General features: G+C 67.0%; 17 protein-coding genes and 1 riboswitch. Of the genes, 11 read left to right on the top strand and 6 right to left on the bottom strand.

The window, feature by feature from the left end:
• Positions 1–11: 11 nt before the first annotated feature.
• The 3 genes from prpD (at position 12) to QXK92_RS23215 (ending at position 4,244) form a co-directional block, all read left to right on the top strand.
• The gene (prpD, locus tag QXK92_RS23225) at positions 12–1,559 is read left to right on the top strand and encodes a 2-methylcitrate dehydratase PrpD (protein WP_306245592.1); all 1,548 of its coding nucleotides are present in this window, start codon (positions 12–14) and stop codon (positions 1,557–1,559) included.
• On the top strand, positions 1,556–2,680 hold the full coding sequence (locus QXK92_RS23220; RefSeq protein WP_306245590.1) for a bifunctional 2-methylcitrate synthase/citrate synthase: 1,125 nt from the start codon (positions 1,556–1,558) through the stop codon (positions 2,678–2,680). The genes prpD and QXK92_RS23220 overlap by 4 nt, the downstream gene beginning before the upstream one ends.
• 88 nt (positions 2,681–2,768) lie before the next feature.
• Complete coding sequence (locus QXK92_RS23215; protein ID WP_306245588.1) at positions 2,769–4,244, top strand: cobyric acid synthase; 1,476 nt, start codon at positions 2,769–2,771, stop codon at positions 4,242–4,244.
• 7 nt (positions 4,245–4,251) lie between these two features.
• Here the strand turns inward: QXK92_RS23215 and QXK92_RS23210 are convergent, their stop codons facing one another.
• Positions 4,252–4,473 (bottom strand): hypothetical protein, encoded by a 222-nt coding sequence (locus QXK92_RS23210; RefSeq protein ID WP_306245586.1) that lies wholly within the window; start codon positions 4,471–4,473, stop codon positions 4,252–4,254.
• Positions 4,474–4,589: 116 nt separating this feature from the next.
• Between QXK92_RS23210 and QXK92_RS23205 the strand changes: the two genes are divergently transcribed.
• Both QXK92_RS23205 and QXK92_RS23200 read left to right on the top strand, forming a co-directional pair.
• Entirely contained in the window at positions 4,590–6,320 is a 1,731-nt protein-coding gene (locus QXK92_RS23205; RefSeq protein ID WP_306245584.1) for a DUF3556 domain-containing protein, read from the top strand.
• 349 nt (positions 6,321–6,669) lie between these two features.
• On the top strand, positions 6,670–7,971 hold the full coding sequence (locus QXK92_RS23200) for a cytochrome P450 (RefSeq protein WP_306245582.1): 1,302 nt from the start codon (positions 6,670–6,672) through the stop codon (positions 7,969–7,971).
• A 50-nt stretch (positions 7,972–8,021) separates the two neighbouring features.
• Here the strand turns inward: QXK92_RS23200 and metE are convergent, their stop codons facing one another.
• The 5 genes from metE to QXK92_RS23175 all read right to left on the bottom strand — a co-directional run bounded on the left by metE (position 8,022) and on the right by QXK92_RS23175 (position 15,087).
• A complete protein-coding gene (metE, locus tag QXK92_RS23195; protein WP_306245580.1) occupies positions 8,022–10,301 on the bottom strand; it encodes a 5-methyltetrahydropteroyltriglutamate--homocysteine S-methyltransferase in 2,280 nt (759 codons plus the stop codon).
• Positions 10,302–10,448: 147 nt separating this feature from the next.
• A riboswitch (cobalamin riboswitch) is annotated at positions 10,449–10,651 on the bottom strand.
• Between the two features lie 51 nt (positions 10,652–10,702).
• Positions 10,703–11,350 (bottom strand): SDR family oxidoreductase, encoded by a 648-nt coding sequence (locus QXK92_RS23190; RefSeq protein WP_306245578.1) that lies wholly within the window; start codon positions 11,348–11,350, stop codon positions 10,703–10,705.
• Between the two features lie 17 nt (positions 11,351–11,367).
• Complete coding sequence (locus QXK92_RS23185; RefSeq protein ID WP_306245576.1) at positions 11,368–12,630, bottom strand: TetR/AcrR family transcriptional regulator; 1,263 nt, start codon at positions 12,628–12,630, stop codon at positions 11,368–11,370.
• A gap of 220 nt (positions 12,631–12,850) precedes the next feature.
• Positions 12,851–13,936, bottom strand: a complete 1,086-nt coding sequence (locus QXK92_RS23180; protein WP_306245575.1) for an acyl-CoA dehydrogenase family protein — start codon at positions 13,934–13,936, stop codon at positions 12,851–12,853.
• Positions 13,933–15,087: an acyl-CoA dehydrogenase family protein gene (locus QXK92_RS23175; protein ID WP_306245573.1), complete on the bottom strand. Its 1,155-nt coding sequence runs from the start codon at positions 15,085–15,087 to the stop codon at positions 13,933–13,935. Before QXK92_RS23175 ends, QXK92_RS23180 begins: the two co-directional genes overlap by 4 nt.
• A 143-nt stretch (positions 15,088–15,230) precedes the next feature.
• Between QXK92_RS23175 and QXK92_RS23170 the strand changes: the two genes are divergently transcribed.
• From QXK92_RS23170 to QXK92_RS23145, 6 genes are all read left to right on the top strand, one after another.
• Positions 15,231–16,883, top strand: coding sequence for a nitric oxide reductase activation protein NorD (locus tag QXK92_RS23170; RefSeq protein ID WP_306246442.1), 1,653 nt, complete (start codon positions 15,231–15,233; stop codon positions 16,881–16,883).
• Between the two features lie 48 nt (positions 16,884–16,931).
• The gene (locus tag QXK92_RS23165; protein ID WP_306245571.1) at positions 16,932–17,768 is read left to right on the top strand and encodes a CbbQ/NirQ/NorQ/GpvN family protein; all 837 of its coding nucleotides are present in this window, start codon (positions 16,932–16,934) and stop codon (positions 17,766–17,768) included.
• An 85-nt stretch (positions 17,769–17,853) separates the two neighbouring features.
• Positions 17,854–18,972, top strand: a complete 1,119-nt coding sequence (locus QXK92_RS23160; RefSeq protein ID WP_306245569.1) for an ABC transporter substrate-binding protein — start codon at positions 17,854–17,856, stop codon at positions 18,970–18,972.
• The gene (locus QXK92_RS23155) at positions 18,950–20,092 is read left to right on the top strand and encodes a spirocyclase AveC family protein (protein ID WP_371934309.1); all 1,143 of its coding nucleotides are present in this window, start codon (positions 18,950–18,952) and stop codon (positions 20,090–20,092) included. The genes QXK92_RS23160 and QXK92_RS23155 overlap by 23 nt, the downstream gene beginning before the upstream one ends.
• The gene (locus QXK92_RS23150) at positions 20,085–21,086 is read left to right on the top strand and encodes an SDR family oxidoreductase (RefSeq protein WP_306245566.1); all 1,002 of its coding nucleotides are present in this window, start codon (positions 20,085–20,087) and stop codon (positions 21,084–21,086) included. Before QXK92_RS23155 ends, QXK92_RS23150 begins: the two co-directional genes overlap by 8 nt.
• Positions 21,086–22,303, top strand: coding sequence for a cytochrome P450 (locus tag QXK92_RS23145; protein WP_306245564.1), 1,218 nt, complete (start codon positions 21,086–21,088; stop codon positions 22,301–22,303). The genes QXK92_RS23150 and QXK92_RS23145 overlap by 1 nt, the downstream gene beginning before the upstream one ends.
• Positions 22,304–22,354: the final 51 nt, after the last annotated feature.

Genomic DNA, 22,354 nt, shown 5'->3' with positions numbered 1-22,354 from the left:
CTGTGCGTGTTATGCGCATTCACGACGTCAGGGCGCGGCGCAGCGCCGACGACTTCCCCCGCCGCGAACACCTGGCCGCCAAGATCGCCGACGTTGCGGCCGACCCAGTCGCCGTACCCCCGGACACCGAAGCCATGGTGATCAACCGCATCATCGACAACGCCGCCGTCTCGGCGGCCTCGGTGATCAGGCGGCCGGTCGCCACCGCACGGGCCCAAGCGCTCGCGCATCCCGTTGCGGTCAACGGCGCCAGAGTCTTCGGCGTCGAGGGCAGCTACTCCCCGGAGTGGGCCGCCTGGGCCAACGGCGTGGCGGTGCGCGAATTGGACTTCCACGACACGTTTCTGGCCGCCGACTACTCCCACCCGGGTGACAACATCCCGCCCCTGGTGGCGGTCGCCCAGCACCTCGGTATCGGTGGCGCCGACCTGATCCGCGGCCTGGCCACCGCCTACGAGATCCAGATCGACCTGGTCAAGGGAATCTGCCTGCACGAGCACAAGATCGACCACGTCGCGCACCTCGGCCCGTCGGTGGCCGCCGGCCTGGGGACGATGCTGCGGCTGGACCAGGAGACTATCTATCAGGCCATCGGCCAGGCCCTGCACCTGACGACGTCCACCCGCCAGTCTCGCAAGGGCCTGATCTCCAGCTGGAAAGCGTTCGCTCCCGCCTGGGCAGGCAAGGTCGGGATCGAGGCCGTCGACCGCGCCATGCGCGGGGAAGGCGCCCCGGCACCCATCTGGGAGGGCGAGGACGGCGTGATCGCCTGGCTGCTCTCGGGTCCCGAGCACACCTACCGGGTGCCGCTGCCCGAGCCGGGGGAGCCCAAGCGCGCCATCCTGGACAGCTACACCAAGGAGCACTCGGCCGAGTACCAGAGCCAGGCGCTGATCGACCTGGCCCGCCGCTTGCGGGAGCGGATCGGGGACCTCGAGCAGGTCGCGACGATCGTGCTGCACACCAGCCACCACACCCACTACGTCATCGGTACCGGCGCAAGAGATCCGCAGAAGATGGATCCCGATGCGTCCCGCGAGACCCTGGATCACTCCGTGATGTATATCTTCGCGGTGGCGTTGCAGGACGGCGCCTGGCATCACGAACGGTCCTACGCCCCGGAGCGGTCGCACCGGCCGGACACCGTCGAGCTGTGGCACAAGATCTCGACGCGCGAAGATCCCGAATGGACCCGCCGCTACCACTCGGACGACCCCGCGGAGAAAGCGTTCGGCGCCCGCGCGGAGGTCACGCTGCGCAGCGGCGAGGTGATCGTCGACGAGATCGGCGTTGCCGATGGACACCCGTTGGGCGCCAGGCCTTTCGGGCGTGAGCAGTACGTGGCAAAGTTCACCGAGCTGGCCGGGGGTGTGATCGACGACGATGAGCGGCAACGGTTTCTGTCCGTGGTCGAAGGCTTGCCCGAACTGCAGGCCGGCGGACTCGGCGCGTTGAACTTGATCGCCAATCCTGACGTGCTGAACAGGGCGCCGATAGTCCCGCCGGGGATCTTCGATTCCGGCGTCAACACATTCACCCGGCAAGGAGTCACGCCATGAGCACGATCGAAGAGCGGCCGCGAATCTTCAAGGGCCTTGCCGGAGTCGTCGTGGACACCACCGCCATCTCCAAAGTGGTGCCCGAGACGAACTCGCTGACCTACCGCGGTTACCCGGTCCAGGATCTCGCTTCCCGCTGCAGCTTCGAGGAGGTGGCGTATCTGTTGTGGCACGGTGAGCTGCCCGACGAGGAACAGCGGGCCCTGTTCATCCAGCGAGAACGCGCCAACCGCCGGCTGGATCGCTCGCTGCTGTCACTGATCGTCAAGCAGCCGGACACCTGTCATCCGATGGACGTGGTGCGCACGGTGATCAGCTACCTCGGCGCCGAGGACGCGCAGGAGGACGACAGCAGCGCGGAGGCGAACTACGCGAAGGCCGTGCGAATGTACGCGGTGCTCCCGACCATCGTCGCAGCCGACATGCGACGCCGGCGCGGCCTGGAACCCATTGCCCCGCACAGCCACATGAACTACGCGCAGAACTTCCTGCACATGTGCTTCGGGGATGTGCCCGAGAAGGTGATCGTCGATGCCTTCGAGCAGTCCATGGTGCTCTATGCCGAGCACAGCTTCAACGCCTCCACGTTTGCCGCACGCGTGGTCACCTCCACCGGGTCCGACATCTACAGCGCCGTCACGGCCGCCATCGGCGCGCTCAAGGGTCCGTTGCACGGTGGCGCCAACGAGGCCGTGATGCACGACATGCTGCAGATCGGCACCGCGGACCAAGCGGCGGACTGGCTGCAGGACAGGATCTCCCGCAAAGAGAAGATCATGGGCTTTGGCCACCGGGTGTACCGCAACGGCGACTCGCGGGTGCCGACCATGAAGAAGGCGCTGGAGCGGGTGGCTGCGGCGCGTGACGGCCGGCGCTGGCTCGACATCTACCACGTTCTCGAACAGGGCATGGCGGCCGCCACCGGCATCAAGCCGAATCTCGACTTCCCGACCGGTCCGGCGTACTTCCTGATGGGCTTCGACATCGCCTGTTTCACAACGATTTTCGTGATGAGCCGGATCACCGGCTGGACCGCCCACATCATGGAGCAGACCGCGTCGAACGCGTTGATCCGCCCGCTCAGCGAGTATGTGGGACCGCCTCAGCGTGCCCTGAGGTGATTGCCAGAGTCCGACAGGGGCGTTGATCCCGGGCGGTGAGACCATAGCGGGCGGTGAGCACAACAACGATTTCCCGAGGGGCCACCCGGTGCCGGGTCTGCTGATAGCGGGCACGACCAGCGACGCCGGCAAGACCACTGTCACGGCCGGGCTGTGCCGCGCGCTGGCTCGGCGCGGGGTGCGGGTCGCGCCCTTCAAGGCGCAGAACATGTCCAACAACTCGATGGTCTGCGCGGGGCCGGACGGCGCGGGCGTGGAGATCGGCCGGGCGCAATGGGTGCAGGCTCTTGCGGCCGGAGTCCCACCCGAACCCGCCATGAATCCGGTCCTGCTCAAACCGTCCGCCGATCAGCGCAGCCACGTCGTGCTGATGGGCAGACCGTGGGGCGAGGTCGTGTCATCGGACTGGCTGGACGGTCGGCGGGCACTGGGCGAGGCGGCACACCGCGCCTTTGACGACCTCGCCACCCGGTACGACGTCGTCGTCGCCGAGGGTGCCGGCAGCCCGGCCGAAATCAACTTGCGCGCAGGCGATTACGTCAACATGGGCCTCGCGCGGCACGCGGAGCTGCCGACCGTCGTGGTCGGTGACATCGACCGCGGCGGGGTGTTCGCGGCATTTCTGGGCACCGTCGCCCTGTTGTCTGCCGAGGACCAGGCGCTGGTTGCGGGGTTCGTGGTCAACAAGTTTCGTGGCGATCTCGCACTGCTGACGCCGGGTCTGCGCGACCTGGAACGGGTCACCGGGCGGCAGGTGTACGGCACGCTGCCGTGGCATCCCGACCTGTGGCTGGACTCCGAGGACGCCCTGGATCTGGAAGGCAGACGAACGGCCGCCACCGGTGCCCGCCGGGTGGCCGTCGTGCGGCTGCCCCGGGTCAGCAACTTCACCGACGTCGACGCGCTGGGCCTGGAACCCGACCTCGATGTGGTGTTCGTCTCCGACCCTCGCGCGTTGGGCGATGCCGACCTGATCGTGTTGCCGGGCACGCGTGCCACGATCGCCGACCTCGCCTGGCTGAGGGCCAGGGGACTGGACCGTGCGGTGCTCGCACACGCCGCCGCGGGGAAGCCACTGCTCGGCATTTGTGGCGGATTTCAGATGCTGGGCCGCACGATTCGCGACCCGCACGGTGTCGAAGGGGCGGTGGCCGAGGTCGACGGCCTGGGATTGCTCGACGTGGAGACGGTGTTCGGCGCCGACAAGGTGCTGCGGCTACCGCAGGGTGAGGGACTCGGCGTGGTGGCGTCGGGATACGAGATCCATCACGGCAGGATCGCCCGGGGCCACGCGGGGGAGGAGTTTCTCGGCGGCGTCCGCGACGGCCAGGTGTTCGGCACCATGTGGCACGGCTCGCTGGAAGGCGACGCACTGCGCCGGGCGTTCCTGTGCGAGACGCTCGGGCTCACACCGTCGGCCGTGAGCTTCCCGGTCGCCCGCCAGCGGCGCTTGGATCTGCTCGGCGACCTGATCGAACGTCACCTCGACGTCGACGCGGTGCTCGAACTGGCGCGCAGTGGTTGCCCGCCGGCCCTGCCGTTCCTGGCGCCCGGCGCACCGTGAGGATCGTCTAGCCAGGTCCGCCGTACTGCCACACCAGGCTGTGGCTGCCCGTCATGGTCGGGTTGCACCACATCGTCTTGCCGTCGGCGTCCTGGGTGGTGGCGTGCAGCACCGTGCACGCATCACCCGGGGACGGCGCTTGCGCCTGCGCGGGGGCGCTGCCGAGGACGAATGCGATTGGTATGGCGGCCCCGGCGACCGCCCTTTTCAGGTATCGGGCTGCACGCATGCTCCCCACTCCCTTCGGCACCTTCACCTCACGTTATCGCTCGTGGCAGCCGCTGACCACGGATTCGGAGCGGGGGGCTGGGCAGATAGCTAGAACACGTTCTAATCTGTGAAACCATGGGATTTCTCAAGCCCCAATTGCCCGAGGTCGACATCGCCGAGTGGAGCAAGGGCACCCGCAGCGAGAAGATCCGCCCGATGGCCCGGCACTGGGCCGAGGTGGGCTTCGGCACGCCAGTGGTGATGCACCTGTTCTACGTCGTCAAGATTCTGCTGTACATCCTGGTTGCCTGGCTGATCGTCTTGACCACCAAAGGGATTGACGGGTTCACCAATGTTCGGGCCTGGTACGCCGAGCCGATCGTCTTCGAGAAGGTCGTGCTGTACACGATGCTGTTCGAGGTGGTCGGGCTGGGTTGCGGCTTCGGACCGCTGAACAACCGGTTCTTCCCGCCGATGGGCTCGATTCTCTACTGGCTGCGGTTCGGCACCATCCGGCTGCCACCCTGGCCGGATCGCGTCCCGCTGACCTTCGGCACCAAGCGCAAGCCGGTGGACGTCGCGCTTTATGCCTTGCTGCTGGTGTTGCTGACGGCCGCGCTGTTCACCGACGGCACCGGGCCGATCCCGGCGCTCGGCACTCAGGTCGGGCTGCTGCCGACGTGGCAGATCGTGGCCATCCTGCTGGTGCTGGCCGCTGCCGGGCTGCGCGACAAGGTGATCTTCCTGGCCGCCCGCGGTGAGGTGTACGGGTCGCTGACCGTCACGTTCCTGTTCGGCGCCTGGAACGCCATCGACATGATCGTCGCGGCCAAACTGGTATTCCTGGTGATCTGGATGGGCGCGGCGACGTCCAAACTCAACAAGCACTTTCCGTTCGTGATCTCCACGATGATGTCGAACAACCCCTTGTTCCGGCCGCGGTTCATCAAGCGCATGTTCTTCGAGAAGTTTCCCGACGACCTTCGGCCCGGGCTCTTGTCGCGGCTGTTCGCTCACGTCAGCACCTTCATCGAGATGTTCGTGCCGCTCGCCCTGTTCTTCTCGCACGGCGGGTGGCCGACCACCGTCGCTGCGATTGTGATGGTGTGCTTCCACCTGGGCATCCTGACCGCGATTCCGATGGGAGTGCCGCTGGAATGGAACGTGTTCATGATCTTCGGCGTCTTCGCGCTGTTCGTGGGCCACGCGAAGTTGGGCATCAGCGACGTGCAAAACCTCGCACCGGTTGCCATTCTGTTCACCGTGCTGGTGGGCACGGTGATCCTGGGCAACATGTTCCCGCGCAAGATCTCCTTCCTGCCCGGCATGCGCTACTACGCCGGCAACTGGGACACGACGCTGTGGTGCATCAAGCCGTCGGCGAGTGAGAAGATCGCCCGCGGCATCGTCGCGATCGCCAGCATGCCGCAGGCTCAGCTGGAGCGGTTCTACGGCAAGGATCGCGCGCAGATCCCGATGTATCTGGGATATGCGTTCCGCGCCATGAACACTCACGGCCGCGCGTTGTTCACGCTGGCGCACCGCGCGATGGCCGGACAGAACGAGGACGACTATGTCATCACCGACGGTGAACGCATCTGCAGCACCGCCATCGGCTGGAACTTCGGTGACGGCCATATGCACAACGAGCAACTGATCGCCGCGATGCAACGGCGCTGCCGATTCGAGCCGGGGGAGGTGCGCGTCGTCCTGCTGGACGCGCAACCGATCCACCGCCAGATCCAGCGCTACCGGTTGGTCGACGCTGCCACAGGCGAATTCGAGCACGGCTACGTCCGGGTGGCCGACATGGTGACGCGGCAGCCCTGGGCCGACGACATCCCCGTCGTGGTGGAGTCCAGTTAGGGCGCGAGCGGTCCAGTTAGGGCGCGAGCGGTCCAGTTAGGGCGCGAGCGGTCCAGTTAGGGCGCGAGCAGGCGCAAAATCGCACGTTCCGGCGCGCCGGAACGCGACTTTGCGTCTGCTCGCCGGGGAGCCGCAGCGGTGGAGTCTATTCGCAGTTGTACGCGTTGAATGTGGCTTGCGGCATCGCATACGCCGCCTCGTCCTCGGAGAACAGAACTTCGTGAGTCATGGCTGAAATTTTCCTTCTTGATCCGCATAGTGAATCTGATAGATTCGTATAGCGGAGATTACCACGTTCAACAGTCGAGCGGTAGCCTGCCGCAGGTTGATGTCCGTCAAGGGAGCCGACGTGGAGAAACAGCCTCGGCTATTTGCGTTTCCGCCATGCGACGCGCTGCTGGCGCTCTACCGGCAGCAAGGCCCCGTTATCCATGTCCGCCGACGCAATACGGTGATCCTGCTCGGCGCCGAGGCCAACGAGTTCGTGTTCACCCATTCCGATGCCTTCAGTTGGAAGGAAGCGTTCGAAGCGCTGATCCCGGTTGACGGCCCGACGGCGTTGATCGTCAGCGACGGCGCCGACCACCGCCGGCGGCGAAGCTTCGCGATCCCGGCGCTGCAACACCGGCGGGTCGGGGATTACGTGCACACCATCGTGGACAACACGGACGCGGTCATCGACACCTGGCGGCCCGGGGCGCGGGTCGAAATCTACGAGCAATTGCGTTCGGTGGTCCGGCGCAATACCGCCGAGTGTCTGTTCGGCCCGCGCATCGCTGACCATGCCGACTTCCTCGGTGAACAACTTCAGCCTCTGATCGACCTGACCAATCTGGACCCGAGGAAGCGGCGACTACACCGCCGGCTCGGGTCGCCCTTGTCGCGACGGGCGATGGCCGCTCGCGAACGGATCGACCAACTCGTCGACGCCGCAATCGCCGATTGCCGCCTGCGGCCCAGAGTCGACGACGGCATGCTGACGACGATGGTCAACGGCCGCGATGGTCGTTGTGAATCGCTGAGCGACAAAGAGATTCGTGACATGATTGTCTCCCTGATCGCGGATGGCTACGACGTCACCAGCGGCGCGATCGCGTGGGCGATCTACGCGTTGCTGACCATCCCAGGCGCCTGGGACACCGCCGCCGCGGAGGTGCGCCGCGTACTGGCCGGGGGCCCACCGAGCCCGGCCGCCCTTCGGGAGCTGACCTACATCAACGGCGTCGTGCACGAGACGGTGCGGCTATGCACGACGAACTCCGCACGAAAAGTCAAGCGTGACTTGTGGTTCGACGGGCACCCCATCCGAGCGGGGCACCGCCTGGTGTTCAGCGCCTACGTCACCCACCGGCTTCCCGAGTTGTGGCCCGACCCATGGCAATTCCGTCCTCAACGCTGGGACTCCAGCGCACCCGATTACCGAAAACCGACGCCCTACGAATTCATCCCGTTCGGCCGTGGTGTGCATCGTTGCATCGGCTCGGCGATGGCGATCACCCAGATGACCGCAATGATCGCCCGACTCGTCGCAAGAACGACGCTCCGACTACCCGCACAACGCATCGAGGCTCGCAACATCGCGGCGCTGCGGCCCTGGCCCGGTTTGTTTGTCGACATCGCCGCATGCACCGATTTGCGCAGCCGGAGCTAGCCACGGGCGGGGGCACGCCTCCACTCAAGCGGCGTGCCCCCAAGCCCGCCCTACTCCGCGCGCACCTGCTGCGCAGCGGCCACCATGTTCCGCAGCGATGCGGTCACCTCCCCGACATTCCGGGTCTTCAGGCCACAGTCCGGGTTAACCCAAATACGTTCCGCCGGAACCGCTTTAACCGCAGACCGCAAGGACGCCGCCATCTCGTCGGTGCTCGGCACCCGCGGCGAGTGAATGTCGTAGACGCCCGGGCCCACGCTGTTGGAGAAGCCGATGGCGTTCAGGTCGTCGAGCACCTCCATGTGCGAGCGCGCCGCCTCGATGGACGTGACGTCGGCGTCCAGATCGGCAATCGCGCCGATCACCTCACCAAACTCCGAGTAGCACAGGTGAGTGTGGATCTGGGTCGAATCGGCGACACCAGAGGTGGCCAACCGGAAAGAGCCTACGGCCCAACGCAAATACTCGTCCTGATCGGCCCGGCGCAGCGGCAGCAGCTCCCGCAGCGCCGGCTCGTCCACCTGGATCACGGCGATGCCCGCGGACTGCAGGTCGACCGTCTCGTCCCGGATCGCCAGCGCCACTTGGTTGGCGGTGTCGGCCAGCGGCTGGTCGTCGCGGACGAACGACCACGCCAGGATGGTGACCGGTCCGGTCAGCATGCCCTTCACCGGCTTGTCGGTCAGCGACTGCGCGTAGGTGATCCAGTCGACCGTCATCGGGTGGGTGCGTACCACGTCGCCGAACAGGATCGGCGGACGCACACAGCGGCTGCCGTAGGACTGCACCCAGCCGTTGTCGGTGGCGAAAAAGCCTTCCAGCTGCTCGGCGAAGTACTGCACCATGTCGTTGCGCTCGGGCTCACCGTGCACCAGCACGTCGATGCCCAGTTGCTCCTGCAGTGCGATCACGTCGGCGATCTCCTGCTTCATCCGGCGCTCGTACTCGGCCTGGTCGATCTCACCAGAGCGCAAGGCGGCCCGCGCGATGCGGATCGCCGAGGTCTGCGGGTAGGAACCGATCGTCGTGGTCGGCAGCACCGGCAGCTGCAACCGCGCGTCCTGGCTGGCGCGACGCTCGCCGGGGTCGCCGCGGTGGACGCCGGACGCGACGATCGACTGGATGCGGGCCCGGAGCTCGTCATTGTGCAGCCGTGGGTCTTTCCGGCGCGAGGCCACGGCCGCGTTGGAGGCCGCGATCTCGTCGGCCACCGCCTCGCGGCCGTCCCGCAGCGCCCGGGCCAGCACCACCACCTCGCGCACCTTCTCGGCCCCGAATGCCAGCCAACTGCGCAGGTTGTCATCCAGACCGGTCTCAGCTTCCAGCGAATACGGGACATGCAGCGTTGAGCACGACGTTGAAACCGCCACGGCTGCAGCCGAATTCCGCAACGTCGCCAGCCTGCCCAGGGCCGCGTCCAGATCGGTGCGCCAGATGTTGCGGCCGTCGACGATCCCGGCCACCAGCGTCTTGTCCGCCAACTCCGGTACTGCCGCCAGCGCGGTGTCAGGACCGTAGACGAGGTCGACGCCGATCGCCTCGACCGGTGTGCGGGCCAGCCCCGCCAGCGCGGCACCCGGGTCGCCGAAGTACGTCGCGACGTAGATGGCCGGGCGATTGGCCACCGCACCCAGCGCGTTGTAGACGGCCTCGGCCAGCGCGGGTGCGTCCGGGGAGATGTCGGTGACCAGCGCCGGCTCGTCGAACTGCACCCACCGAGCGCCGTTGCCGGCGAGCAGCGAGAGCAGTTCGGAGTAGATCGGCACCAGCTCCTGCAGCCGCTCGACCGGTGGGCTTCCGCCGTCCACCGCCTTGCTCAGCAGCAGGAAGGTGACCGGCCCGATGATCACCGGACGCGCCGGAATGCCTTGCTCTTGAGCTTCTTTCAGCTCGGAGAGCACCTTGTCGGGGTGCAGCGAGAATCGGGTCGCGGGACCGATTTCGGGAACGAGATAGTGGTAGTTCGTGTCGAACCACTTGGTCATCTCCAGTGGGGCGACGTCGTCATTGCCCCGCGCGGCGGCGAAGTAGCGGTCCAGATCGTCGGAGATCCCGGCGACCCGGGCCGGCAGGGCTCCCAGCAGCACCGAGGTGTCCAGCATCTGGTCGTAATAGGAGAAGGTGTTGATCGGCACCGAGTCGAGGCCGGCGGCGGCCAGGTCGGCCCAGGTGTCGCGGCGCAGCGTGGCAGCGACGGATTCCAGGTCGGAGCGGCTGGTTCGGCCGGCCCAGTATCCCTCGGTCGCGCGCTTGAGTTCGCGGCGCGGGCCGATCCGGGGGGTTCCGGTGATGGTTGCGGTGAATTTCGGAAAACTAGCTGGAGCGGTCACGAGCGGTCCTTCATTCGACGGTATGGACACCGCCCGCGGACGCGCAGCCGACAGTCGGGGCGATGCGCATGTGCTCTCCAGAGCCCGCGTACCACCACAGCTGGCCGGCCAAACGCCCATTCCACGAGGCGATGTGCCGCCAGGCGCGGCGCGCCCGGCACAGCTGGCAGGTCTTCGGACTCACAGGCGCGCACCGCAAAGGTGCCCCTACTGGCCGTCGCTTCCCAGTCCGATTGGACCAGTGCCGATGACGGCGGTCGTTCCTGCATACCGCTGCGGGACAGTCCCGGATTCTCACCGGGTTCCCTCTCACAAGGCGCGTGTGCCTTGCTCGATGCCGACGCCACGGGGGCGCCTGCAGACCAGTTGCGAGGCCCAGGCTACCCCGTGCGGCGCGTCTGTTACCGCGCGGTCGCCACCGCGACGGCGATCGGTACGTCCCCGTTGTTGAAGTCGATCGTGTGGCGGATCGTCGCGTCCTCAGCTAGCGCGGCCGCGACGACGGCCGCCACATCCTCCCGCGACACCTCGCCTTTGGCCTTGCCCACCGCGATGTGTCCGGTGCCCGGGTCCAGGGTGAGTCGTCCCGGCCCGAGCACGGTCCAATCGAGGTCGCTGGCGCGCAGGTGGGTATCGGCGGCGGCCTTGGCCTCGGCGTAGGGGAAGAACGAATTCTCCGGCGAGACGCCATGTCCGGGGCCCGCGCCGAAATAGGACACCATCACGAATCGCCTGACGCCGGCCCGGCCGGCGGCGTCGATCACCCGGATGGCGGCGTCGCGGTCCACCGCGTATGTCCGTGCCGGGTCACCACCGCCCGCGCCGGCGGTGAAGACGACCGCGTCGTGCCCGCTCAGCAGGTCTGCCAGGGCGTCGGTGTCGAGGTGCTCGATATCGGCGGTGATCGGCGTGGCTCCGGTGGCCGCGACCTCGTCGGCGTGGTCGGGATTGCGGAATACCGAGCTGACCTGATCGCCGCGCCCAGTCAGGATCCGGGCCAGATGCAGGGCGACCTTGCCGTGGCCGCCGATGACAATGATGTGCGCCATAATTCGACGCTACCCCGCTACGGCTTGGCGCGGATCGCTACTCCGCGCAGGACAGTGTCACGAGCCAGGATGAGCGACGAGCGGGTGCCTATCGCGCGCAGGATGTTCTCCGGTATCCACTGCATGCCGATGATGCTGCGGGCCAGCATCGTGATGCCGGGCGCGTCGACCCGGATTTCCGATGACCGAATACCCTCGGAGAGAAGCGATTTCATTTGACGCAGCCGAGTCGTGTACAACCAGCCGGGGTTGGCGGTGTTCGGGGGTGACTGGCGCATCCAGGCGAGCTGGATCCGGAACTCGTCGGAGAACTGGTCGAGCGCATTGACATTGACCCAACTCAGCGCGTCCAGCTTCTCGATCGGCGTGGACGGGGAGCGCAGCACGTCCACCCAGCCCGCTTCCACCTTCTGGCCGAAGGAACGCATGATCGACGCCAGGAGTTCGTCCTTGGACCCGATTACGCGGTATACGGTGCCCGTTCCCAGGCCCGCGGCCGATGCGATGTCCCGGATCGTGGTGACTTCATATCCCTTGCGGCCGAACTCTGTTCGTGCCACCGCCCGCAGGTGTGCCGCTTTGTCGCGTGGGTCGGCTTCGCTGTCGTCGGCCCAGGAGGCGATGACGGAGCCCGCGGCGGCGAACGCTTTCGAGCGGTCCAGTGCCCCGTCGGTAGGGGGCCGGGACGCCAACCCCTGCAGGATGATCCGGCACATCAGGGCGGCTACCTGGTCGGCGGAGGAGTTGTGCCGAATGACGTCGAGTCCCACTTGGAGCATGGTCTGGCAGATCCGGTCGGCCAGCGTCGGGAGGTCGATGTCGGCTTTGATGTAGCCACTCCAGCGCGTCGCACGCAGCGTCTGCAGCATCGCCTCCTGGATGGCGACGGGCCGCTGCTGCGTCAGCTTCATCAGTTCGGGATCGGCGCTCGGGCCCTCGTAGAAGGACATCTGCAGCGCGGCCCGATGCCGCACCGCACAGTTGGCGATCGCCGATCCCAGCTCGATGATCTTCTCGGCCGGGGGGCGCGAGTCCGGTTCGTCCAGCTTGGCCTGGGCGCGCTCGCCGATCCGGGCGAGGTCGGCCTGGTAGCGGCGGATGAGTTCGACAAGGATCGCTTCCTTGGACTCGAAGTGGTGGTACAGGCTGCCGGGGAGAATGCCTGCCGCGTCGGCAATCTCCTGCAGCGAGGTGCGCAGACCCGACGAGGCGATCAACGACGCCGCGGTCTCGAGTATCTCCGTTCGGCGCGTTCCGGTTTCGGTTGCGCTGTCGGTCATGGCCGGTCGGCAGCGAAGGACAGCGGTGCCGGCAACGTGCGCAAGTCGTCCTCCTGCTGAACCAAATCTTTGGTAGAGGCTATCAGACCTGCCGCGCCAAACGCGCTGCTGAGGAAGCCGACGGGGCTGTGGGCCACATCCTAGAGCGCTCCATGCTCAGACGCCGACGTCAACGCCCCGGTGACGATCGCGACTTGTCCCGCGAAGTCGAGGGAAGCGGTCACCGCTGTGCCTTCTTGGCGAGCCGCGCACCGACTTCGGTGAGATACCGGTCCGGTCCGCCGTGCAACGAGCTCCAGCTCAACAGGCGCTTGAGATAGAGGTGGGCGTCGTGCTCCCAGGTGTAGCCGATACCCCCGAAAACCTGGATTGCGGTGTCGCCGACGGTGGCCAGCCGTCCGGCGAAGGCCTTCGCCCGGATGGTGGCCAGCTGACGTTCGCCGGGTGAGTTCCCCGCCGCCCATAGAGCGTGGATCACGCCGCTGCGGGCCAGTTCCACCGTCTCGAACATGTCGACGCACAGGTGCTGGACCGCCTGAAACGAACCGATGGGTGCTCCGAACTGGCTGCGCGTCTTGGCATATTCGATCGCCATGTGCATGACGGCACTGGCGGCACCCAGGGCGTCGGCGGCCGCGGCGATCAGCACATCCTCGGTGACCGCCTGGACGTCGTCGGGGGACAGGGCGCCCAGTCGCTGGGCGCCGGCATCGGCGAAAGCGACGCGAAAGTGCTTGCGGGTCGGGTCGATACCGGGCTCGGCGGTCACCGAGACACCGGTGTCGTCGGCCCTGACGGCGAAGAGCGCAGTGCCGTCGAAAACCAGGAGCAGATCCGCAGCCGCCGCGTCCGGCGTGGCCACCGGTGCCGAGCAGACACTGAAGGCCCCGTTTCGTGCCGAAACGCGGGGCCTTTCTGTCTGCTCGGCCAACCCGGCGACAGCGACTGTGCAGGTGCCGTCGGCGATTGCGGTGAGGATGTCGGCGCCCGCCTGGCCACCGGTGGCGGTCAACAGCCGGGTCGCCGCCACCGCCGTGGACAACCAAGGCCCGGGATGCAGGGCGGCGCCGAGTTCTTCGGCGACGATGCCCGCGTCGACCATCGTCATGCCGGCGCCGCCGAGTTCGGCCGGCACCAGTACCCCGGTCGCTCCGAGATCGGCGAGGCCGCTCCACACCGCATCGGTGGTGCCGGTGGGATCGTCGAGCATCGGGCGCACATGGCCCGCAATCGATGCCCGCTCGGCAAGAAAGCGTCGTACCGTGTCCCGCAGCGCGATTCGCTCGTCGTCCAGTTCGAGGTTCATTTGCGCGGCAACCCCAGGACCCGCTGTGCGGTGATGTTCTTGGTGATCTGGGTGGTGCCGCCGGCGATGGTCAGCGATCGCGACGTCAGCCGGTAGTCACTCCACCTGCCGTGCACCCCGCGGGTGCCGAGCACGTCGAACGCCAGCGCGGCAAGCTCCTGGCCGATCTCGCCCCACACCGTCTTGGCCAGGCTCGCCGACCCGAACGCGGTGATTTCCGGACCTCCGTGCAGCGCCGCCGAAATGGACCGCTGGCACAGGACTTCGAGATACTTGATGCGGACCGCGATCTCACCCAATCGTCTCAGCACCACCGGATCTGTCAGGGCATCGCCGACATCGGCGAAGTCGGCCACCAATTCGTCCAGCCGCAGTTCCAACTCCGCGTAGAGGCGGGCCGCTCCGGCGCGCTCATGGCTCAAGGTGGTGGTCGCCACCTGCCAGCCGCCATTGAGCGGGCCGAGCAGCGCATCGACGGGCACCCGCACATCGTGGAAGAAGACCTCGGCGAAATCGGCGTCGCCATTGAGGGTTACCAGTGGACGGGCCTCGATGCCGGGCAGCGTCATGTCGACGATCAGGCAGGAGATGCCTTTGTGCTTGGGCGCGTCGGGATCGGTGCGGACATACAGCTGACACCACTTGGCCTTGTGTCCCAGCGAAGTCCAGATCTTCTGCCCGGTGACGACGAAGTCGTCGCCATCGCGCACCGCCCGGGTGCGCAGGGCGGCCAGGTCCGATCCGGCCTCGGGTTCCGACATGCCCTGACACCAGATGTCGTCGGCCCGCATCATCCGGCGCAGCAGCGTGGTCTTCTGTGCTTCGGTGCCGTACTGCATGATCGCCGGTGCGATGTTGTTCATGCCGATCACGTTGAGCGGCAACGGCGCTCGGGCCCGCGTCGTCTCCTCGGTGTAGACGAGCTGTTCGAGCACCGTCGCACCGCGGCCGCCGTACTCGACGGGCCAGGAGACCGCCGCCCAGCCCGCGTCGGCCATGGTCGCATTCCAGGCGCGCAGCTTGTCGAACGCCGCTTCGTCGCGGCCGGAGGGTCGCCGCGCCGCGATCAGATCGTCGGTCAGGTTGGCCGACAACCACACACGCAGCTCAGCACGGAACCGCTCGACCTCGGCCGGATAGGAGAAATCCACGTTTGCGTTCGAACCCCGTCTGCGCGTGATTGACTGCAGCCAAGCCGAACTTTACGTTGGAACAGATATTTGGTCAATCCGGCCGGTCGTTCGGAGGTGGGCGCGTGGACGACCCGCAGGCTCACCGGCAGCAGGCGCTGGGCATGTTGGCTTCCGCATGGGCAGGCAGGCCCGTCGCCGTGGCACACACCCAGCCGGGCGCACCCGCCTGGACCGACGGCCAGACGATCTTCGTGGACGGTACTGCGGGACAGCGGGCAGGGCTCGAGGCGGTCGCGGTGCAGGCCTCGCTGATTGCCGCGGGCAGCCTGGACAGCCACGTGATGCGGTCCCTGGCGCGGCACCGTCGGCTGGCCAGGCGCTATCTGGCGATCGAGGGCCACCGTGCCCTGGTCGCCAATGCCGCTCTGCTGCCGGGCATCCTGACGGACCTGGGCGATGCCGAGGTCGCCGGCCACACCGACTGCCCGCAACGGTCGCTGCGCATCGCCGGCGGATCCGCGGCGATCGACGAGGTGGCGGGTTTCGGTGTGATCCGCCCGTCGAAGGTGTTGGCTCTCCGTGACCGGCAGTCCGCCCAACAGGATTCGTCGAGTCCGCAACACACGCCCCGACGAGACGGCAGGCGGCAGCTCGACGAGCTCGATGACGGCGAGACCGAGGACTTCGACGATCCGTTTACCAGCCCGGTCGGTGGCGGAGGTTTCATCGGTACCTGGCTGAAGAAGATGCTTTCCTCCGCGCGCAAGACCGGTAGCGGTGGCGGACCGCCCGGCGCGGACAGCCCGACGCACCGGACCAACTCCGGCAGGCGTGGATCGCACGCCGTCTGGTCACTGGCCGCGACCCGGAGCAAGGAGGTCGACGACCGCCCTGCCGCGCCGGACGGTGTCCGGTACCCGGAGTGGGACGTCACCCGCCGGCGCTACCGCCCCGCCTGGTGCACCGTGCGAGAGACCGAACCGACCATCGACGCGACGGCAAACCAGGCAATCGACGATGCAATCGCCGTGCGGCGGCCATTGTCGCGGCTGGGTATGGGATTGCACCGCCGTCACCGTCAGTCGCAGGGCGACGACATCGATATCGACGCCGCGGTCGAAGAGCGGGTGGGGATGCTGGCCGGCTCGGTCCCCGGCGAGGCGGTGTACTTCGACAGCCTGCGACGGCGGCGCGACCTGTCGGTGTTGCTGCTGCTCGATGTGTCGGGGTCGGCGGCCGAGCCGGGAACGCTGGGCCGGACGGTGCACGAACAGCAGCGCGCGGTCGTCGCCAATCTGACTGTGGCACTGCATGATCTGGGTGATCGGGTGGCGGTCTACGCCTACTGTTCGCAGGGCCGGGCAGCGGTGAGCATGCTTGCTGTCAAGCGCTTCGACGACCGTCTGGACGCCCGGGTGATCAGGAGACTGAACAGCCTGCAGCCCGGCGCGTATTCGCGTCTGGGCGCGGCTGTCCGGCACGGCTCGGCGGTGCTGGAATCACGGGGCGGTACTTCGCGGCGGTTGTTGGTGGTGGTCTCCGACGGGCTCGCCTTCGACCATGGCTACGAGCGCCCCTACGGTGCAGCGGACGCGCGCCGCGCGCTGACCGAAAGCCGGCGTCGCGGAACCGGTTGCGTGTGCCTGACCGTCGGAACCGGCGGGCCGTCCCTGCGCCGGGTGTTCGGCGACACCGCGCACGCGATCGTCGCGCGCCCGGATCAACTTGCCGGTGTGATCGGGCCGCTGTTCCGGTCCGCACTGCGCTCCGCAGAGGCCCGCCGGAAGTCCTTCGCCGGTGCGCCAGAGTTGTAAACAAACATCTGTTCCGGTTAGTCTCCGGGCAACGGCAGAAGGGAAGTCATGGCCCACGAGACCGCGCTCGTTCACCACGCCCAGCCCGGGGCGGACCGGGCGCGGCCGTACTACCGGGCGGTCGGTAACGAAGAGGCCGTCTTCAAGGCCGCCTACCGGCAGAACCTGACCCTGCTTCTCAAAGGGCCGACGGGTTGCGGCAAGACCCGGTTTGTCGAGGCGATGGCTCACGACGTCGGCCGGCCGCTGATCACCGTTGCGTGCCATGACGATCTGACCACCGCGGACCTGGTCGGTCGCTATCTGCTGCAGGGCGGGGAAACGGTGTGGGTGGACGGTCCGCTCACCAGAGCGGTGCGCGAGGGTGCGATCTGCTACCTGGACGAAGTGGTGGAGGCCAGGCAGGACACCACCGTGGTGCTGCACCCGCTCGCCGACCACCGGCGTCAGCTGCCCATCGAGCGCCTCGGCGTCACCCTGGATGCGGCGCCGGGATTCGGCCTCGTGGTGTCGTACAACCCCGGCTACCAGAGTGTCCTCAAGGATCTCAAGGACTCCACCCGCCAGCGCATGGTGGCTCTCGAATTCGGTTTTCCGCCAGCCGATATCGAACAGGGCATCGTGGCGCACGAAGCTGGTGTGGACCATGGGACCGCGGCTGAGCTGGTGCGCCTGGGCCAGGCCGTTCGTCGTCTGGAAACCGGCGGTCTGCGTGAGGTTGCCTCGACCCGCGTGTTGATCGCCGCGGGCCGGCTGATCGCGGAAGGGCTGAGCCGGTCCGAGGCGGCCCGTGCCGCCATCGCCGGGCCGCTGACCGACGACCCGGCGGTGAGCAGGGCGCTCAACGAGATGATCGAGCTCTACCTGGGCGAGGATGGCCGATGATTGACGCTACTGAGGACCACCGCTAGCGTCTGAACAAATATTAGGTTTTACACCCTCCGGGGAGTCGGTGAGCTGGGGAGGCCGGATGTCCTACGAGAGCAGTGCAGAGCCGATCAAGGTCGGCTACCTGATGGACTTCACGCTGCCGCCCGGCTTTCCCGAGGAGATGCTGGCGGACTTCACCCGCTGCTTCGACCTGGTCTTCGAAGAGGCCCTGGCCAACGGTCAGCTGGACCGCCCGGTGCAGATGATCTACCGCGAAGTCGAGGGCCTGCCCAAGGGATCGGTCAAGGCGGTGATCGACGCGTTCGGCGACCTCGTCGACGAAGGATGCCTGGTGGTGTTCGGCCCGCACATCACCGACAATTGCGTCCCCACCCGGGAGGCGATCGAGGAGCGGTTCAAGGTTCCGGCGATCAGTGTGACGGGCACCGACGACTGGCTGGGTGAGTGGACATTCGCGTTCCCGCAGGGCTCGATGACCGACGAGCCGATCTTCCTTGCGGACCTGGTGGCGAAACGCGGGTTCACCCAGATCGGAGTTCTGGTCGAGCAGAACCTGATCGGTGAGAGCTATCTGAGAAATCTCCGGAACGCTTTGCGGCGCAAAGGTATTCGGATCGTCGCCGAGGCGCCGATCGCGCAGACCGCCCAGGACATCAACGACGCCGTGCGCACCCTGCACGACGCGAAGGCTGAAGCGATCGTTCATCTCGGGTTCGGATTCGGGATCGTCTTCATCAACCCGGCATTGCAGGCCGTCGATTGGGATCCCCCGAGATTCACCACCACCGCCTTCCAGAACGCCTGGGTGAACCCGATCATGTGGAACGCGTTCATGGGCTGGATCGGCGTGGATCAGTATGACGAGGCGAATCAGGTCGGGCAGGAATTCCTGGACCGCTACGCCAATAGATACGACGGACGCCGTCCCGAATACTGTGTGCCGCCGGTCAATCGCGACGTGGCCGAGACGTTGGTGCGCGCGTTCGCCGACGCGCACCCCCTCAGTCCACGCGGCGTCAAAGAGGCGCTCGAGCGGGTGAAGATGATGCCGGCCGCGGCCGGGGCGCCCGGCACGCGGGTGTCGTTCGGCAAGTGGACCCGCCGGGCCTGGATGGGGGCGGGCTATCTGGTCGCGCGGACGCTGGATGCTGACGGGGTCAACTCGCACCTGGTCGATCGCTTCGGAGAGGACGGATGACGACATGGCCGCACCGGTGAAGACCGCCGAGCCCGACCTGCGGCGCCGGAACATTAACTGGGGCAGCTGGATTGCCGCGGTTGCGTTGGCCGCATTTGCGCTGTTCTTCCTCGCGAACTGCCGCACGGCGCTCGATCCGCGAGTGGCGAATCCGAATGTGCAGGGGCGGCCGCGCCCCGTGCGCTTCGTCTTCGGCCTGGACTACATCACCTTCCTCGAGATCTCCACCATCGCGATGCTGATCGTCCTGCTCGTGGTCTTCATCAGGGGATGGCGGCGCAACCCGGGCAGTCCGGTCATGCTGATGTTCCTGTGCACCACGCTGATCGTGTGGCAGGACCCGATCATGAACTGGGCGCCGTTCGCGGTCTACAACCCCGACCTCACGCACTGGCCGGAGTCCTGGCCGCTGGTGTCGCTGTCGCCGACCGTGGAACCCTTCGTGGTGTTCGGTTACGTCACGTTCTATTTCGGCCCGTACTTCCCGGCCGTCTGGATCCTGCGCAGGTGGCAGGCCAGCAAGGGGCCGCAGCATTTCGTGTCGCGCCACCCGTTGCTCAGCCTGGGTCTGCTGACGTGCGCGATCGGCTTCGTCTTCGACGCGTTCCTGGAAATTCAGCTCGTCCACATGGGCATGTACATCTACTCGCAGGTGATTCCCTGGGGCTCGGTGTTCACTGGGACCACCTTTCAGTTCCCGCTGATCTGGGAATCGTTCTCGGTGACGTTCGTGATGGTTCCCGCCGCAATCCTGTGCTACCGCGACGACACCGGCAAATCGGTGGCCGAGAAGCTCGCCGCGAAGGCCAGGCTGTTTCCCAGCCGCCCGGTGCTCGGAACGTTCGTGGTCATGTTCGCCATCATCAACGTGTCCTATTTCGCCTACGGCGCGTGGTTCGCCGTCATCAAGGCCACCAAGGCGGCCACCTCCGTCGCCTGCCCATGGCCCTATCCGGAAGCCAAAGTCTATGACCCACAGGGATTTTACGAGCGCGCAGGGGCGCCGGGCCCTTACTCGGTCGGCATCTGGTCGACCTGGATGAGCGGAATGCCCGACGGCCGGCCGCACGTCGACCCGCCGCCGGCGGGCGAAGGCCCTTGCGCGGCCAAGCATGACTGAGCCCCGCACCGTCGTCATCACCGGTGCATCGCGCGGGCTGGGTTTCGCTTCGGCAGTGCGCCTGCACCGCGAGGGGTGGCGGGTGGTCGCGGCCATGCGCGACCCGGACCGCGCACTCCCGTTGCTACAGCAGGCAACCGGCGCGGCCCAAGACGTGGACCGGCTGGACCGGCTGGTCCCGGTGCAGCTGGACCTCACCGACCCCGCGTCGATCACGGCCGCCGCCAAGGCCATCGAAGAGACCGTCGGGACACCCTACGCATTGGTGCACAATGCGGGCATCTCGGCGGCGGGAGTGGTCGAGGAGACAGATAGGGCGTTGTGGCAGAGGATGTTCGCCACCAGCGTCCTCGGCCCCGTCCTGCTGACCCAGGCGCTGCTGCCGTCGATGCGGGCAGCGGGTGTGGGTCGCATCGTGCTGGTATCCAGCGCTGCCGGGGTTCGGGGCCAACCGGCTACCGCCCCGTACTCGGCGGCGAAGGGGGCCCTTGAGCGCTGGGGCGAGTCGATGGCATGCGAGATCGCTCCATTCGGTCTGGGCGTCACGGTGTTGGTGGCCGGCACCTACGACACGGAGATCATCACCGATGCCGGCACCACCGACAACCGCGATCTCGGCGGACCGTACGCCCGCGTGCACCAGACCATGAACACCCGTGGGCGGCTAGCGATGAAACTGGCCAGACCACCCGAACGGTTCACCGACGGGCTGCTCACGGCGCTCGGCGACACTAAGCCGTTCCGTCGCCGCGGGGTGGGCCTGGATGCCTCAATGTTGTTGGCGCTGAACAGGATCCTGCCCGCCGCCGGCATGCACCATGCCTCCCGGCTGGTGTTGGGCATACCAAAGCAGGGTTCGATGCGGGGCGGAGCATATCCGTTGACGACTGCGCAACGGGCGATGGTATTCACCGCACGCGTGGTGCCGCAGCCGCTACTGCAGCGGGTGGCGTCGTTGGTGGCGAAGCGTAACAAGGGGAGTGAAAGGCAGTAATGGAACAGCTATTCGACGATCTGGAAGACTTCGGCGCCTTCGACGACGCCATCTCCGGTGACGTCCGCGACCCGTACACGGAGCTGGCCCGGTTGCGCCGCGAGGAACCCGTGCAGCGCCTCGAGACCTCCGGGGCGCTTCCGCACGAGGAGTCGCTGCCGATGTTCATCGTGTATCGCCACGAGGACGTCCAGCAGATGCTGCGCGACAACGAGACGTTCTCCTCGGCCGCCGTCATTGCCGCATTCGGCCCGGTGCTCGGCGAACACGTGATGCTCGGAATGGACGAGCCGGTGCACGGCCGACTGCGGTCACTGGTGTCAAAAGCCTTCTCGCAGAAATCATTGGCGCGGTACCAGGACGAACTGGTGGCCCGGGTGGCGAACAGCCTGATCGACAACTTCGCGCCCAACGGCCGAGCCGACCTGGTCAAGGAGTTCACCTTCGACTACCCGAGTCAGATCATCGCCGGCCTGTTGGGCCTGCCCGAGCAGGACTACCCCCAGTTCCAGCGGTGGTCGATCTCGCTACTGAGTTGGTTGATGAACCCGGAACGTGGGCTCGCGGCCGCGGCGGCGTTGTGCGAATACTTCGCACCCATCCTCGAAGCCCGGCGCGCCGAACCGAAAGACGATCTGATCAGTGCCCTGGCCGCGGCCGAGATTGACGGACAAAAGCTGGCGGACGAGGAGATCTTTTCGTTCCTGCGGCTGCTGCTGCCCGCCGGAGTCGAGACGACGTACCGCGCGCTGGGCAGTCTGCTGCTGGCGCTGCTGTCCGATCCCGCGCAACTTAACGCGATCCGCGCGGACCGGTCGCTGCTGCCGCAGGCCATCGAAGAGGGTGTGCGCTGGGAGCCGCCGCTGCTCACCATCACCCGGGTGGCCACCCGCGACACCGAACTCGGCGGGGTGGCGATCCCGGCCGGCGCCACGGTGATGCCGATGCTGGGTTCGGCGAACCGTCAGGAAGATCGTTATCCCGACCCGGACACCTTCGACATCCACCGGCAGGCGCGGGCGCACCTGGGCTGGGGTCACGGCGTACACGTGTGCCTGGGCATGCACCTGGCCCGGCTGGAGATGCGCACCGCGATCAACCTGTTGCTGGACCGGCTGCCGAACCTGCGGCTGGATCCCGACGCCGACGACCCCCACATTCGCGGACAGGTCTTCCGGTCGCCCACCTCGGTACCGGTGCTGTTCGATCCGCAGTAGACCAACCGGGTGCTTTCCGGTAAGGCTCACCGTAGAGTTAGTGTCTAGCGG

The organism is Mycobacterium sp. TY815 (genome assembly GCF_030755135.1).
Classification (GTDB): Bacteria; Actinomycetota; Actinomycetes; order Mycobacteriales; family Mycobacteriaceae; genus Mycobacterium.
Note: the sequence above shows the minus strand (reverse complement) of the source record. Positions and strands in the feature narration are given on the sequence as shown.